At 68.9% G+C, this 15907-nt stretch carries 11 protein-coding genes; 5 read left to right on the plus strand and 6 right to left on the minus strand.

The features are described 5' to 3' along the window. The first annotated feature begins 15 nt into the window (after positions 1-15). From F624_RS0113060 to F624_RS0113075, 3 genes are all read left to right on the plus strand, one after another. Positions 16-1596: an indolepyruvate oxidoreductase subunit beta family protein gene (locus F624_RS0113060; protein ID WP_019574757.1), complete on the plus strand. Its 1581-nt coding sequence runs from the start codon at positions 16-18 to the stop codon at positions 1594-1596. A 56-nt stretch (positions 1597-1652) separates the two neighbouring features. Beyond that, positions 1653-2720, plus strand: coding sequence for a Bug family tripartite tricarboxylate transporter substrate binding protein (locus F624_RS0113065; protein ID WP_157443458.1), 1068 nt, complete (start codon positions 1653-1655; stop codon positions 2718-2720). A gap of 747 nt (positions 2721-3467) precedes the next feature. Then, entirely contained in the window at positions 3468-5105 is a 1638-nt protein-coding gene (locus F624_RS0113075; RefSeq protein ID WP_019574760.1) for a methyl-accepting chemotaxis protein, read from the plus strand. Here the strand turns inward: F624_RS0113075 and F624_RS0113080 are convergent, their stop codons facing one another. Genes F624_RS0113080 through gcl form a run of 3 tightly spaced genes read right to left on the minus strand, consistent with a single transcriptional unit; the run spans position 5106 to position 8673 of the window. Next, positions 5106-6011: a 2-hydroxy-3-oxopropionate reductase gene (locus F624_RS0113080; protein WP_019574761.1), complete on the minus strand. Its 906-nt coding sequence runs from the start codon at positions 6009-6011 to the stop codon at positions 5106-5108. It abuts the gene before it with no gap. Positions 6012-6056: 45 nt separating this feature from the next. Further along, the gene (hyi, locus tag F624_RS0113085) at positions 6057-6833 is read right to left on the minus strand and encodes a hydroxypyruvate isomerase (RefSeq protein ID WP_019574762.1); all 777 of its coding nucleotides are present in this window, start codon (positions 6831-6833) and stop codon (positions 6057-6059) included. A 49-nt stretch (positions 6834-6882) separates the two neighbouring features. After that, the gene (gene gcl, locus F624_RS0113090) at positions 6883-8673 is read right to left on the minus strand and encodes a glyoxylate carboligase (RefSeq protein WP_031254929.1); all 1791 of its coding nucleotides are present in this window, start codon (positions 8671-8673) and stop codon (positions 6883-6885) included. A 161-nt stretch (positions 8674-8834) separates the two neighbouring features. Between gcl and F624_RS0113095 the strand changes: the two genes are divergently transcribed. Next, positions 8835-9743 (plus strand): LysR family transcriptional regulator, encoded by a 909-nt coding sequence (locus F624_RS0113095; protein ID WP_019574764.1) that lies wholly within the window; start codon positions 8835-8837, stop codon positions 9741-9743. 18 nt (positions 9744-9761) lie between these two features. Here the strand turns inward: F624_RS0113095 and F624_RS0113100 are convergent, their stop codons facing one another. Further along, positions 9762-11132 carry a glycerate kinase type-2 family protein gene (locus tag F624_RS0113100; RefSeq protein WP_084679511.1) on the minus strand — a complete coding sequence of 457 codons (1371 nt, stop codon included), beginning with the start codon at positions 11130-11132 and terminating at the stop codon, positions 9762-9764. A 223-nt stretch (positions 11133-11355) separates the two neighbouring features. Here F624_RS0113100 and F624_RS0113105 point away from each other — a divergent pair, with 223 nt between their 5' ends. Continuing rightward, a complete protein-coding gene (locus F624_RS0113105) occupies positions 11356-13128 on the plus strand; it encodes a GGDEF domain-containing protein (protein ID WP_157443462.1) in 1773 nt (590 codons plus the stop codon). A gap of 24 nt (positions 13129-13152) precedes the next feature. Here F624_RS0113105 and F624_RS0113110 read toward each other — a convergent pair whose 3' ends face one another. Together F624_RS0113110 and F624_RS0113115 are read right to left on the minus strand one after the other, a co-directional pair. Further along, complete coding sequence (locus F624_RS0113110) at positions 13153-14562, minus strand: 8-oxoguanine deaminase (RefSeq protein ID WP_019574767.1); 1410 nt, start codon at positions 14560-14562, stop codon at positions 13153-13155. 13 nt (positions 14563-14575) lie between these two features. Next, positions 14576-15784 (minus strand): urate hydroxylase PuuD, encoded by a 1209-nt coding sequence (locus tag F624_RS0113115; RefSeq protein ID WP_019574768.1) that lies wholly within the window; start codon positions 15782-15784, stop codon positions 14576-14578. Positions 15785-15907 lie beyond the last annotated feature (123 nt).

Here is a 15907-nt window from a genome sequence, read left to right on the forward strand (position 1 = left end):
CGACCGGACCCTGACATGCGACGACAAGAACCCATCACCCTGCTGATCTGCGCCCTGGGCGGCGAAGGCGGCGGCGTGCTCACCGAATGGCTGGTCGACACCGCCCGCCGTGCCGGCTACGCCGCGCAAAGCACCTCCATCCCTGGCGTGGCCCAACGCACCGGCGCCACCACCTACTACCTGGAGGTGTTTCCGGTGCCCCTGGCCCAACTGGGCGACAAGCGGCCCGTCTTCAGCCTGAACCCGCTGCCAGGCCGGCTCGATGGCCTGCTGTCGTCGGAGCTGCTGGAGACCTCGCGCCAGATCGGCCATGGCCTGGTCAGCGCCGAACGCACCCTGGTGATCAGCGCCAGCGGCCGCACCCTGACCACGCTGGAGCGCATGCAGCCCGGCGACGGCCGCCACGACAGCGACGAGTTGCAGGCCCTGCTGCGCGAGCACAGCCGGGCCCACCATGTGCTGGACATGTCGGCGCTGGCCCGTGAGGCGCGCACCGTGGTCAGCGCGGTGATGCTGGGCGCGCTGGCCGGCAGTGGCCTGCTGCCCTTTCAGCGTGCCGACTACGAGGCCACGGTGCGGGCCGGCGGCGGCCCGGCCGAGGCCAGCCTGCGCGGCTTTGCGCTGGCCCGTGATGAGGTGCAGCGCCAACGCCAGCAACAGGGCCTGCTTGATGCCTGGTTGCCGGCCAGCCCGCATGCGGATGGGGATACGGACGGGGATGCCGAGACGGTGAGCCCAGCCACTCAGCCGGATCTGCAAGACTTTCCGGCCACCCTGCACCCCTTGCTGGCACTGGGCCATGCCCGGGTCTGCGATTACCAGAACGCGGCCTACGGCGAGCGCTACCTGCAGCGTCTGCGCACGCTGCTGGCTGCCGAGCGCGCCGCCGACCCCAGCGCCCGGCACAGCTTTGCCGCCACCCGGGAGGCGGCGCGCTGGCTGGCCTTGTGGATGGCGTTTGACGACCTGGTGCGCGTGGCCGACCTGAAAAGCCGCGCCAGCCGCCTGCAGCGCGTGCGCGCCGAGGTGCAGGCCCGCGACGACGAGCTGCTCAAGGTGTATGAGCACTTCAAGCCCGGTGTGCCCGAGATCGCCGGCCTGCTGCCGGCGCCGCTGGCGGCCCGCCTGCTCGCCTGGGACCGCCGCCGCGCCCAGCCCTGGGCCCTGCCGCTGAAGCTGGGCACGCACACCATCACCGGGCTGCTGGCCTTGCGCGCGGTGGCCCGGCTCAAGGCATGGCGGGTGCACAGCAGCCGCTTTGCCACCGAGCAGGTGCTGATCGAACAATGGCTGCAAGGCATCCACACCGGCCTGCAGCACAACTGGGCCAACGGCAACGAACTGGCGCAGTGCGGCCGCCTGATCAAGGGCTATGGCAGCACCCACGAGCGTGGCCAGGAGAACCTGCTGCACATCCTGCGCTACCTGGCGACCGCACCGGCGGACAGCATCGCCGCCGCCCGCCAGGCGGCCCTGAAAGACGAGGCCGGCCAGGCCCTGGACGCCACCCTGCAGGCCCACGGCGCACCGCCGCGCCCGCTCAAGGAGGTGCCGATCCGCTGGATGAGGCGCCCGCCGACAACGGCCAGGCCCTGAGCCCACACAGCCCATCCGCGCTCATTGAAAAAACACAACACCACGGAGACAACACCATGACCTCGACACCGCACCGCACGCACCGCCCAGGCCCGGGCGCCGCCCCATCCCGCAGACGAAGCAGCCTGCTCTCCCTGATGGCCGGCCTGGGCCTGCCCCTGGCCCTGGCCCTGTCCATGTCCTTGTCAGGGGGGGCCGCGCAGGCGGCAGCGGGCGGCGATGCCACCGGCTTTCCGGCCAAACCGGTGCGCCTGCTGGTGGGCTACCCCCCAGGGGGCGTGGCCGACATCATGGCGCGCACCATCGCACCGATCATGGCCGAGGGCCTGAAGCAGCCCGTGCTGGTGGACAACCGGGCCGGCGCCAACGGCAACATCGCGGCCGACGCCGCGGCCAAGTCCACGCCAGACGGCTACACCCTGGCCCTGGTCACCACGGGCATCGAGTCGGTCAACCCCTGGCTGTTCGGCAAGCTGCCCTTCGATGCGCAAAAAGACCTGCAGGCGGTGGGCGCCACGGGGCGGGTGCTGCTGTTCCTGACCACGCGCGCCAGCCTGGCGCCCGACAACGTGAAAGACTTTGTGGCCCTGGCCCGCAGCAGCCAGCCGCGCCTGTCCTTCGGCTCGGCCGGGGCGGGCAGCACGCCGCACCTGGTGGGCGAGCTGCTCAAACAGAGTGCGGGCTTCGAGGCGGTGCACGTGCCCTACCGTGGCGCAGCGCCCGCGTTGCAGGACCTGCTGGCCAGCCAGCTGGATTTCTTCATGGACCCGGGCATCTCGTTTGCGAACGTGCGCGCCGGCAAACTCAAGATGCTGGCCGTGGCCAGCGCGCGCCGCTCGCCGCTGTTTCCGAACGTGCCCACGCTGGAAGAGTCGGGCATCAAGGGCGTGGACTACGACACCTGGTTCGGGCTGTACGCGCCCGCGGGCACGCCGCCCGAGGTGGTGGCGCGCCTGAACCAGGAGCTGAACAAGGCCTTGTCGCAGCCCTCGGTGCAGGAGCGCTTTCGCGAGCTGGGCGGCGAGGCCACACCGGGCACGCCGGCCGAGTTCAAGGCCACGGCGCAGCGGGAGATGAAGGTGTTTCCGGGTTTGATCAAGGGCTTGGGGATCAAGGCTGAATGAAATGGCCCCCACGCTCCCTCACTTCGTGTGGTCGCTGCCCCCCGAGGGGGCCCAGCCCGCCTTGGGGCGGCCCGGCGGCGGGCTGATGTGACCCCCACGGTCGTGCACTTCGTGTGCACTCCCTGCCCCCCAGGGGGGCCCAGCCCGCCTTGGGGCGGCCCGGCGGCGGGCTGATGCGACCCCCACGGTCGTGCACTTCGTGTCACTCCCTGCCCCCCAAGGGGGCCGCAGGCCGCCTTGGGGCGGCCCGGCGCCGGCCTGACCACTTCGATTAAGGTCCGTGGCATCAAGAAGGGGGCCTGGTGGCCCCCTCACTTCGTGTCTTTGCCTGGTGCGGCCGCGAGACGCGGGCGCGCTTCGCCCTGTCCTGGCCGTTTTGGAGCGCTGGCTGCAGGCGTGGGGGCAGCTGACGGGTTTGAATCTGGTGTTTTGGCAACGCTGGAGTTCAGGGTCTAACAGGGATGCGGGTGCCGGGTTGAGGTTATGCACGGGCGGCATGGGATCTGCCGGACTTGGCATTTCTCTTGCATGAGACTTACAACAACAATACCGCCCAGCGTGCCGCGGGGGCCACCGGGTGGGTCTGTGGGGTCATCGGGGTGATCCGGCGATGGGCTCGGGGGTTTTCCTGGGTCCGGCTCGGGCGCGGGTGGCAGAACATTGGCATTGCAAAACGGCAGGGCGGCGCGCGCCACACATGCTGAAAGCCAGGCATCAGGGACTTGTTTTCTTTTCAAGGTTTTTCACATGAGCGCTTTCAAGTCTTTGTCACTCAGCCACCGGCTCAGCCTGGGTTTCGGCAGCGTGCTGGCGCTGTTGCTGGTGGTGGTGGCGGTGGATCAGTGGTCGGCCAGGGATTTGCATGGGCGGCTGCAGCGCATCACCAGCACCAGCGCCGAAAAGACCCGGCTGATGAACAACATGCTGCAGGACGTGGACTCGCTGGGCCTGCGGGGCCGCTCGGCGGTGATGCTGTCGGAGAGCGACACCAAGCGCTCGGCCGAGCAGGCCGACAAGCTCAAGGCCACGCTGGACCAGTACCTCCAGCAGCAGACCGAGCTGGCCACCCTGGCACGCGCCAGCGGCGCCAACGCCGATGAGCTGAAACTGCTGGACGACATCAAGGCGATCGCCGACGCCACCACGCCGGAGCTGCAGCAGTCGGTGAAGACGGCACTCGAGGGCGACAACGTGGGCGCCTCGATCGCGATGATGAACCGGGTGGAGCCCAGCGAGGTCAAGTGGCGCGCCCGCCTGAGCGACCTGATCGAATACCAGAACCGCCTCAACCAGGCCGAGGCGCAAGGCGCCGAAGACAGCATGGCCCGCGCCCAGATCACGGCAACCCTGCTGGTGCTGGCCTCGATCACGGTCGGCGTGCTGGTGGCCTGGCGCATCACGCAAAGCGTCACCGCGCCGATCGGGCGCGCCGTGGTGGTGGCCGAGCGCATTGCCGCGGGCGACCTGACCTCGCAGGTGGAGGTGCGCATCCATGACGAAACCGGCCGCCTGCTGGAGGCCATTGCCGCCATGCAGCAACGCCTGCGCGAACTGGTGGGCGAGATCGGCGGCACCGCCGAATCGATCAAGGACGCCAGTGCCGAGGTGGCCGCCGGCAACCTGGACCTGAGCCAGCGCACCGAAGACGCCTCGCACAACCTGCAGACGGCCGCCCAGACCCTGACCGATCTGACCCAGATGGTGGGCCACAGCACGGCCTCGGCGCGCGAGGTGAACCGCCTGGCCGCCACCGCCTCGACCCGCGCCCGCAGCGGCGGGCAGATGGTGTCGGAGGTGGTGCAGACCATGGAAGGCATCAGCGTGAGCTCACGCAAGATTGCCGACATCGTGGGTGTGATCGACGGCATTGCCTTCCAGACCAACATCCTGGCACTGAATGCGGCCGTCGAGGCCGCCCGGGCTGGCGAGCAGGGCCGCGGCTTTGCCGTGGTGGCCAGCGAGGTGCGGCGCCTGGCCGGCCACGCCACCAGCTCATCCAAAGAGATCAAGAGCCTGATCACCGACAGCGTGGAGCGCGTGGCCGTGGGCGAAGACCTGGTGCGCCGTGCAGGCGAGACCATCAACGAGCTGGTGAGCTCGGTGCAGAACGTGTCCTCGATCATGTCCGAGGTGGCAACCGCGGCCGACGAGCAGAGTGGCCGCATCGCCGACATCAGCGCCACCGTGGGCAAGCTCGACGAGGTGACGCAGCAGAACGCAGCCCTGGTCGAGGAAAGCGCGGCGGCAGCCGACAGCCTGCGCGATCAGGCCCATCGGCTGACCGAGATCGTGCACACCTTCCGCCTCAGCCGCGACACACCGGTGGCGGCACCGGCACCGGCACCCGCGCTGGCGCGCGCCCCGCAGACCTTGCGCCTGAGCTGATCAACCGGGTTTCTGGCCCACTTCGAAGTTCGACAGCCGCTCCAGGGCCTTGACCAGGCCCGAGTGGTCCCAGGCGGCGCCGCCCTGGGCCACACAGGCGCTGAACAACTGCTGGGCCTGCGCGGTGGCCGGCAAGGCCAGGCCCAGGGCGCGGGCACTGTCCAGCGCCAGGCCCAGGTCTTTCTGGTGCAGGGCGATGCGAAAGCCTGGCTCGAAGCTGCGGCGGATCATGCGCTCGCCATGCACCTCGAGGATGCGCGAGGCGGCAAAGCCGCCCATCAAGGCCTGACGCACCTTGGCCGGGTCGGCCCCGGCGCGTGAGGCGAACAGCAAGGCCTCGGCCACCGCCTCGATGTTGAGGGCCACCACAATCTGATTGGCCACCTTGGTGGTCTGCCCGGCGCCGTTGGGGCCCACCAGGGTGATGTTCTGCCCCAGCAGCTCGAACAGCGGCCTGGCCCTGGCAAAGGCAGCCTCGGGCCCGCCCACCATGATCGACAGCGTGCCTTTTTGCGCGCCCACCTCACCGCCCGAGACCGGCGCATCGAGGTACTGACAGCCCAGCTTGTCGATGCGACGGGCAAAGTCTTGCGTGGGCAGGGGGGCGATCGAGCTCATGTCGATCACCAGCTTGCCGGGGCTCAGGCCCAGGGCCAGGCCGTCGTCACCGAACAGCACCTGCTCGACATCGGGGGTGTCGGGCAGCATGGTGAAAATGATGTCGGCCCGCTCGGCCACGCCGCGCGCGCTCAGGCATTGGGTGGCCGAGGTGTCGGCCAGCGCCGCCGGCACCTTGCCGCGGGTGTGCACAAACAGCTGGTGGCCGCCGCGGATCAGGTTCAGGCACATCGGCGTGCCCATGATGCCCAGGCCGATGAAGCCGAGTTGAAGCGGTTTTTGAGTCATGAGAGGTCTCCGTTGTCAGGTCGCAGATGATTGAAAGTGGGCCGTTCAGGCCATGGCGCGGCGCCAGCCCAGGCCGGCCAGGGTGTCGGCGGCGGGCTTGTACTCGCAGCCGATCCAGCCCGCGTAGCCCAGTCGGTCGATGTGACGCAGCAGCCAGGGGTAGTTGATCTCGCCCGTGCCGGGCTCGTGCCGGCCAGGGTTGTCGGCCAGCTGGATGTGGCCGATGCGCGGCAGGGCCCGTTGCAGCGTGGCCGCCAGTTCGCCCTCCACGCGCTGGGCGTGGTAGATGTCGTACTGCACGAACAGGTTGTCGGCCCCGACCTCGTCGAGCAGGGCCAGGGCCTGGTCGGTGCGGGTGAGGTAGAAGCCCGGGATGTCGAAGGGGTTGATGGGCTCGATCAACAGGCGCAGCCCGGCCTGGCGCAGCGCGCCAGCCGCAAAGCGCAGGTTGCTCACCAGGGTCTGGTGCAGCAGCGGCTCGGCCACGCCGGCCGGCGCCTTGCCGGCCAGGCAGTTGAGCTGCGGCACGCCCAGCGCCTGGGCATAGGCCAGGGCCTGGCCCACGCCGGCCCGGAACTCGGCCACCCGGGTCGGGTCGCAGGCGATGCCGCGCTCGCCCGCATCCCAGTCGCCGGCCGGCAGGTTGTGCAGCACCAGCTGCAGCCGGTGCTGATCGAGGCGAGAGCGGATCTCGTGCGCCTCGTAGGCGTAGGGGAACAGAAATTCGACGGCCTCGAAGCCGGCGTTCGCCGCGGCTTCAAAACGGTCCAGAAAAGGCCGTTCGGTGAACAGCATGGTGAGGTTGGCAGCAAAGCGGGGCATGGGTGGGCTCTCCCTGAAGATTGGACAAAAACAGACGGCCGGGGGGCGCTCAATCGAGCATGGCAATCGCGGTGGGCGCGTCCGCCGCACTGCCAGCCAGGTCTTCGAACTCGTTGATCTGGTCGATCTCGGTGCCCATGGCGATGTTGGTCACCCGCTCCAGCAGCAGCTCGATGACCACCGGCGTGCGGTGCTCGGCCATCCAGGCCTCGGCCTGTTGCACCGCGGGGGCAAACTCGTCGGGGCGGTGCACGCGGATGGCCTTGCAGCCCAGGCCCTCGACCACCTTCACGTGGTCCACGCCGTAGCTGCGGGCCGGCTCGTCGGCCTCGGTGTTGAGGTTGTCGAAGGCCAGTTGCACGCAGTAGTCCATCGAGAAGCTGCGCTGCGCCTGGCGGATCAGGCCCAGGTAGCTGTTGTTGACCAGCACATGGATGTAGGGCAGCTTGAACTGCGCGCCCACAGCCAGCTCTTCGAGCATGAACTGGAAGTCGTAATCGCCCGACAGCGCCACGATCTTGCGCGCCGGGTCGGCCACCCGCACGCCCAGGGCGGCCGGCAGGGTCCAGCCCAGCGGGCCGGCCTGGCCGCAGTTGATCCAATGGCGCGGGTGGTAGACGTGCAGGAACTGCGCGGCCGCGATCTGCGACAGGCCGATGGTCGAGACATAGCAGGTGTCGCGACCAAAGGCGTTGTTCATGCACTGGTAGACGCGCTGCGGCTTCATGGGCACCTGGTCGAAGTGGGTCTTGCGCAGGTAATCGAGGCTTTGCTTGCGGGCCTGGCATTCGGCCAACCAGGCGCTGCGCGGGCGCAGGCGGCCTTCGGCCAGCCACTCGCGGGCCACCTCGACCAGCAGGGCCAGGGCGGCACCGGCGTCGGACACGATGCCGTAGTCGGGCGCAAACACGCGCCCGATCTGGGTCGGCTCGATGTCGATGTGCACGAACTTGCGCCCGCGGGTGTAGACCTCGACCGAGCCGGTGTGGCGGTTCGCCCAGCGGTTGCCGATGCCCAGCACGAAGTCGCTGGCCAGCAGGTTGGCATTGCCGTAGCGGTGGCTGGTCTGCAGGCCGCACATGCCCACCATCAGCGGGTGGTCGTCGGGGAGGCTGCCCCAGCCCATCAGGGTGGGGATCACGGGCAGCTGCAGCAGCTCGGCCAGCTCGACCAGCAGGCCGCAGGCATCGGCGTTGATGATGCCGCCACCGGCCACCAGCAGGGGCCGCTCGGCCGGGCTCAGCAGCTGCAGCGCGTGCTCCACCTGGGCCCGGGTGGCGCGCGGCTTCCAGGCCGGCAAGGGGGCGTAGGTGGCGGGGTCGAAGTCGATCTCGGCCAATTGCACATCGATGGGCAGGTCGATCAGCACCGGGCCAGGGCGGCCCGAGCGCATCAGGTGAAAGGCCTGCTGGAACACCCCCGGCACCTGGGCCGGCTCCATCACGGTGGTGGCCCATTTGGTGACCGGGCGGGCGATGGCGCTGATGTCGACGGCCTGGAAATCCTCCTTGTGCAGGCGGGCCCGCGGGGCCTGGCCGGTGATGCACAGAATCGGGATGGAGTCAGCACTGGCCGAGTACAGCCCGGTGACCATGTCGGTGCCGGCCGGGCCGCTGGTGCCGATGCACACGCCGATGTTGCCGGCCACGGCTCGGGTGTAGCCCTCGGCCATGTGCGAGGCGGCCTCCACGTGGCGCGCCAGGATGCGGCCGATGCCGCCATGCGCCTTGAGGGCCGCATACAGCGGGTTGATGGCGGCGCCGGGCACGCCGAACGCCACACTCACACCTTCTTTTTCGAGGATGCAGACCGCTGCCTCGATCGCCTTCATTCTTGCCATGTCGTCTCCTTGGGTGAACCCTGTCGGGGTGGACGAAATTTAGGCGGCACCGGCCCTGGCCGGAATGCCCGGGTGGGCCATAAAATTTATTCGCTGCTGGAATGACTGTCGGATCGACGGCAGCGCACACTGCAATCCCCAAGAAGAGCCAGGAGACTGCGATGGACCGTTTCGACGCCATGAATCTGTTTGTTCGGGTGGTGGAATCCGGCAGCTTCACCAAGGTGGCGAAAGAGTTCGCGACCACCCAGCCCACCGTCACCAAGCAGGTGGCGGCCCTGGAGGCCCAGCTCAAGGTGAGGCTGCTCAACCGCAACACGCGCGGGGTCAGCCTGACCGAGCCCGGCGCGCTGTACTACGAGCGCTGCAAGGCCATCCTGGGCCAGGTGAGCGAGGCCGAGGAGGTGGTGAAGGTGCGCCAGACGCAGGTGAACGGTTTGCTGCGCGTGGGCAGTTCGGTGGCTTTCGGCAGACGGGTGGTTGTGCCCCTGGTGCTGGAGTTCATGGCCCGGCACCCGCAGGTGAAGGTGGACCTGAGTTTTGACGACCGCTACACCGATCTGGTGGCCCAGGGCATCGATGTGGCGATCCGCCTGGGCAAGCTGGCCGACTCGGGCCTGGGAGCGCGCAGCCTGGGCCAGAACCCCTGGGCCCTGGTGGCCTCGCCCACCTACCTGCGGCGCCACGGCACGCCGCGCAAACCCGGCGAGCTGCGCGGGCACGATGCGCTGATCTACAGCAGCGTGCAGGGCGACGACTTCTGGCGCCTGCGCACGCCGGCGGGCGAGCTGGTGAACGTGCCGGTGAGCGGGCGCATGCGCTCCAACAACCTGTCGGCCCTGCTGGCGGCCGCGCGGGCCCACCTGGGGGTGGCCGCCCTGCCCCGCTATGTGGCGGCCGAATCACTGGCCAGCGGTCGGGTGGTCGAGGTGCTCAAGACCTGCCAGCTGCCCGAGCAGGAGATCCACGCCGTGTTCCCTTCGCCCCGGCTGTTGCCGCAGAAGGTTTCGTCCTTCGTGGCCTTCATGCAGGGGCGGTTCGAGGCGCGCTGGTGGGAGCAGCTGAAGTGATCCCACCGCGCCGGTGCCTCAATCCAGGATCAGCATCGCCCGGAAGTCGTTCACATTGGTGTGGGTGGGGCCGGTGATGACCAGATCGCCCAGGGCCTCAAAGTAGCCATAGGCATCGTTGCGGTCGAGAAACTGCTCCACCTTCAGGCCCAGGGCCTGGGCACGGGCCAGGGTGTCGGGGCTGACGCAGGCGCCGGCGTTGTCTTCCACGCCATCGATGCCATCGGTATCCGCCGCCAGGGCCCACACCCGCGGCTGCCCCTGCAGGGCCTGGGCCAGGCCCAGGCAGAACTCGCCGGCACGGCCACCGCGCCCACGCGGGCTGCCGGCGGGCTGCGGACGGATCGTCACCGTGGTCTCACCGCCCGACAAGATGACGCAGGGCCGGGCAAAAGGCTGGCCCTGCTGGGCCACCGAACGGGCCAGCGCGGCATGCACCTTGCCCACCTCGCGCGATTCGCCCTCGATCTCGTCGGACAGCACATAGGCCGCAATGCCGGCGGCGCGGGCCACCTCGGCCGCCACCTCCAGCGACTGGCGCGGGGTGGCGATCAGCTGCACCTCATGGCCCGCGAACACCGCGTCGCCGGGCTTGGGGGTTTCGAGCGCACCGGCCTGCAATTGAGCGTGCACCGCCGCAGGCACCTCGATGCCGTAGCGGGCCAGGATGGCCAGTGCCTCGGCGCAGCTGCTGGCATCGGGCACGGTGGGGCCGCTGGCGATCACCGAAGGGTCATCGCCCGGCACGTCGCTGATGGTCAGCGTGATCACCCGCGCCGGCGCGCAGGCCGCGGCCAGGCGACCGCCCTTGATGCGCGACAGGTGCTTGCGCACGCAGTTCATCTCGCCGATGCTGGCGCCGCTGTGCAGCAACTCGCGGTTGATGCGCTGCTTGTCCTCCAGGCTCAGGCCCTCGGCCGGCAGGGTCAGCAGGGCCGAGCCACCGCCCGAGATCAGGCACAGCACCAGGTCGTCCTCGGTCAGGCCTTCGGTCAGTTGCAGGATGCGCTGGGCCGCGGCCAGGCCCGCCGCATCGGGCACGGGGTGCGAGGCCTCGAGCACTTCGATGCGTTCGGGCAGGCCGACGGGGCGCGGCGGAATGTGGTGGTAGCGCGTGACCACCAGGCCCGACAGCGGCGCCTCGGCCGGCCACAGCGCCTCGACCGCCTGGGCCATCGAGGCCCCGGCCTTGCCCGCGCCCAGCACCAGGGTGCGCCCCTTGGGTGGCAGGGGCAGGTGACGCGCCAGTCCTTGCAGCGGCTGGGCGCGCCAGACGGCCTGCGCATACAGGTGTTGCAAGAAGGCCTGCGGATCCGCGCTGGGGCTGGGGCAGACAGCGCCCTGCAGATCGAGGGCGACGCGATGTTGGGGGGCTTGTGGGGCAGTCATGGCCTGATTGTGCCAAGCCTCGCGCAACACGCTTGCCCCCCGCCCGGTCAAAACTGCTTTACCTCGCGTCATGCACCGGTCACAGGCCCGGTTCAGAATCCCCCGTCTTCGTCCATCCTCAGGAGTGCGCTTGAACCGATCCTCATTCGAAGCCCAGGCCGTAGCCCGGGTGGTGACGCCGGAACATGGCCTGAGCCTGGCGCCCGGTCGCCTGGCCACTCTGATGGAAAAGCAAGCGCTGCACTGCGTGTTCCAACCGATTGCCGACCTGCGCAGCGGCTCGATCTTCGGCCACGAGGCGCTGATCCGCGGCCCAGCCGGCACCGAGTGGGAGCGCCCCGATGTGCTGCTGGCCCTGGCCCAGCAGGAAGACCTGCTGTTCGAGTTCGAGCTGTTCTGTGTGCACACGGCCCTGGTTCAATGGGGTCAGGCGGGCGAGCCGGGGCGGCTGTTCGTCAACATCAGCGCCGACGCGCTGGTCGAGGCCATGCGCCTGCAAGAGGCCGAATCACTGATCGAGGCCGCACGCCGCTGCGGGGTGTCGCCCCGCATGCTGGTGATGGAGATCACCGAGCACGAGCGGGTGGGCGACATGGAGCAGTTGCACGCCGCCGTGCAGCACCTGCACGCCGCCGGCATCACCCTGGCCCTGGACGATTTTGGCGACGGGCGCTCCAGCCTGCGCCTGTGGTCGGAGGTGAAACCCGCCTACGTGAAGATCGACAAATACTTCACGCGGGCCCTGGACCAGCGCACCGAATGCCTGCAAGTGGTCAACGCACTCAAGGGCATTTCAGAAGTGTTCGGCTCGGTGCTGATCGCCGAGGGCATCGAGACCACCGACGACCTGCGCGTGCTGCGCGACCTGGGCATTGCCTACGGCCAGGGCTATCTGCTGGGCCGCCCGGCGCGCGAAGTAGCGCAGGCGGTGGTCGATGCCGCGCTGACGGTCATGCACGACCGCCGCGTGTCGGTGTTGCCGCAACTGCAGCAGACCGCCCGCCCGGGGGTGTTGCGCCACCTGCCCGTGATCCAGGCCCCTGCCGTGGCCATGGGCTGCACCAACAACGAGTTGGCCGAGGTGTTCAAGGCCCGGCCCGAACTGCACGCGCTGGCCATCGTGGACGGCGAGCGGCCGGTGGGGCTGATCAACCGCCAGCAGTTCATGAACCATTACGCCACCCTGTACTTTCGTGAGGTGCATGGCCGCAAACCTTGCCTGGCCTATGCCAACCACTCGCCTCGGGTGGTGGAGCTGGACTACGACGTGGACGAGCTGGTGGGCATCCTGACCTCGCAGGACCAGCGCTACCTGAACGACGGCTTCATCGTCACCGACAACGGCCGCTACGTGGGCCTGGGCACCGGCGACCAACTGGTGCGCTCGGTGACCGAGGCGCGCATCGAGGCGGCCCGCCACGCCAACCCCCTGACCTTTCTGCCCGGCAACATCCCGATCAGCATGCACATCGACCGCCTGCTGACCAGCGGCAGCGAGTTCGTGGCCTGCTACGCCGACCTGAACCACTTCAAGCCCTTCAACGACCAGTATGGCTACTGGCGCGGTGACGAGATGATCCGGCTGGTGGCCCGGCTGTGCGTGAGCCACTGCGATGCCCGGCGCGACTTTGTGGGGCATGTGGGCGGCGACGACTTCATGATCCTGTTCCAGAGCAACAACTGGCAGCAACGCTGCGAAGCCATCATTGAAGAGTTTGCGCGTGAGGCCCTGGCCTTGTTTGACGACACCGCCCGGCAGGCCGGGGGCATCGAAGCCGAGGACCGGCACGGCGTGAAGCGCTTCTTTCCGTGCACCACGTTGTCGATCGGCGCGGTCCGGGTGCTGCGCGGCCAATACGAGTCGGCCGAGCAGGTGGCCAACGAGGCCGCCCTGGCCAAGCACGACGCCAAGCAGAGCCACAGCGGCCTGCATGTGCGCGGGCCTCAGTTGCCCGGGCCCCTGATGGCTCCAGCGCCGCTGCAGCGGGCCGCCTGAGGCGCCCCAGGCCCCAGCACCAAATCAGCGCCGGCCCAGGGCCGTCACCGCCAATTGCAGGGCCAGGCGGTTGTGGCGCTCGATCAAGGGGGGCAGATCGAGCGTGGTGAGCTGCCCGTCACGCACCACCACCCGGCCGTTGACCACGGTGTGGCGGGCCTTGGCCGGGGCACACAAAAGCAGCGCGCCCACGGGGTCGTGCACGGCGCCGCCGGCCAGGTCGAGGCTGCCCAGGTCGAACACCGCCAGATCGGCGCACTGGCCCACGGCCAGCGAGCCGATGTCGGCGCGCCCCAGCACCTCGGCCCCACCCCGGGTGGCCAGGGCCAGGGCGTCGCGGGCCTTCATCTCGGCCGGGCCGGCATCGCAGCCAAAGGGCTCCAGGGCGCGGCCAACCCGGGCCAGCAGCATGGCCTGACGCGCCTCGCCCAGCATGTGGGCGCCATCGTTGCTGGCGCTGCCGTCCACCCCCAGGCCCACGGGCACGCCCGCGTCGAGCATGCGGCGGATCGGGGCGATGCCCGAGGCCAAGCGCATGTTGCTGCAGGGGCAGTGCGCCACCCCGGTGCGGGTGCGGGCAAACAGCGACATGCCGGCCGCGTCGAGCTTGACGCAGTGGGCATGCCACACATCGTGCCCCACCCAGCCCAACTGCTCGGCGTATTCGGCCGGCGTGCAGCCGAACTTGTCGCGGCTGTAGGCGATGTCGTGGTCGTTCTCGGCCAGGTGGGTGTGCAGGCGCACGCCATGCGCCCGGGCCAGCAAGGCCGATTCGCGCATCAGATCGCGGCTGACGCTGAAGGGCGAGCACGGGGCCACCGCCACCTGCACCATGGCGCCGTGGCGAGGGTCGTGCCAGCACTCGATCAGGCGCTGGGTGTCGCGCAGGATGGCGTCTTCGCGTTCGACCACTTCATCGGGCGGCAGGCCGCCCTGCGAACGGCCCACGCTCATGCTGCCGCGGGTGGCGACAAAGCGCATGCCGATGGCCTGGGCGGCTTCAATGCTGTCGTCCAGGCGCACGCCGTTGGGGTAGATGTAGAGGTGGTCGCTGCTGGTGGTGCAGCCGCTGAGCAGCAGCTCGGCCATGGCCACCTGGGTAGATACCTGCACCATCTCGGGCGTCAAGCCGGCCCAGATGGGGTAGAGCCCCTGCAGCCACGAGAACAGCTCGGCATCCTGCACCGCCGGTATCGCCCGGGTGAGCGACTGGTACATGTGGTGGTGGGTGTTGACCAGGCCGGGCGTGACCAAGCAGCCGCGCAGGTCGAGCACCTCGTCGGCCTGCTCGGCCAAATCGGCCAGATCGGCCGCTGGGCCGATGGCCTCGATGCGGTGGCCGCGGATGAACACCGAAGCATCGCTCAGCTCGCGGCGCTGCTCGTCAAAAGTGGCGACGCAACGGGCGTTGCGCAGCAGCAGGGTCTTGCTCATGACAGGCCAGCGATCAGGGGGTGGTGGGGGCACCGGCCTGGAACCAGGCGCCGATCAGGGCGCGCTCCTCGTCGGTGATGCCAGTGGCGTTGTTCATGGGCATGATCTTGGTGACCACGGCCTGCTGGTAGACCGCCTGGGCATGGGCCTTGACCTGCTCGGGCGAATCCAGGCGCACGTTCTTCATCTGCACGGCCTCGCCATGGCACATGTAGCAGCGCGCGGACAACACCTGCTGCACCTGGGCAAAGGTGACGGCCGGTTGAGCCGCCGAGGCGGCCACGGGCGCCACCGGGGCCGGACGCAGCCAGACGATCAGCCCCAGCAGCACCACCACGCCGGCGGCGGCATAGGGCCAGGGGTGGGCGTTGCGGCCCAGCTTGAAGCCGTGGCGCATCACAAAGAACTGGCGGATGGCGGCGCCGGCGAACATCATGCCGATCAGCACCAGCCAGTTCTGCGGGTGGGTGTAGGTGAAGCTGTAGTGGTTGGACAGCATGGCAAACAGCACCGGCAGCGTGAAATAGGTGTTGTGCACGCTGCGCTGTTTGCCACGCTTGCCGTGAATGGGGTCGACCGGCAGGCCGTCCTTGATCTGCTGCACCACGGTGCGCTGGCCCGGGATGATCCAGAAGAACACGTTGGCACTCATCGAGGTGGCGATCATGGCGCCCATCAGCAAGAAGGCGGCACGGCCGGCAAACCAGTGGCAGGCCAGCCACGAGGCCACGCAGACCAGCACCAGCACCAGGGCGCCCACGATGGCGTCGCCATTCTTGCGCTGGCCGAACACCCGGCAGATGCCGTCGTACAACAGCCAGAACACCACCAGAAAGCCCAGCGCCACGGCAATGGCCTCGGCAGGGGCCCAGTCCATGCGCGACTTGTCGATCAGGTAGGTGCTGGCGCTCCAGAGGTAGGAGACGGTGAACAGCGAAAAGCCGGTCAGCCAGGTGCTGTAGCTTTCCCAGTAGAACCAGTGCAGGTGCCCGGGCAGCTTGGGCGGTGACACGGCAAACTTGACGGGGTGGTAGAAACCCCCGCCGTGCACGGCCCACAGCTCACCACTCACGCCCTGGCGTTTCAGCTCGGGGTCTTCGGGCGGCGTGAGGCTGCTGTCCAGAAAAACGAAATAGAACGAGGAGCCAACCCAGGCGATGGCGGTGATGACGTGGACCCAGCGCAGCAGCAGGTTGGCCCAGTCCAGGAAATAGCTTTCCATTCTCAACTCCGGTGCCCCTGAACCAACAGGGCGGCACTTTGATGGTCTGCTCACCACTGCGGGCGCTGTGAGCAGAAGTTGGGGCCGCGGCCATGGGTTGGAAGAACCCCAGCTCCGCTGCGA

This window comes from Curvibacter lanceolatus ATCC 14669 (genome assembly GCF_000381265.1).
Taxonomy (GTDB): Bacteria; Pseudomonadota; Gammaproteobacteria; order Burkholderiales; family Burkholderiaceae_C; genus Curvibacter; species Curvibacter lanceolatus.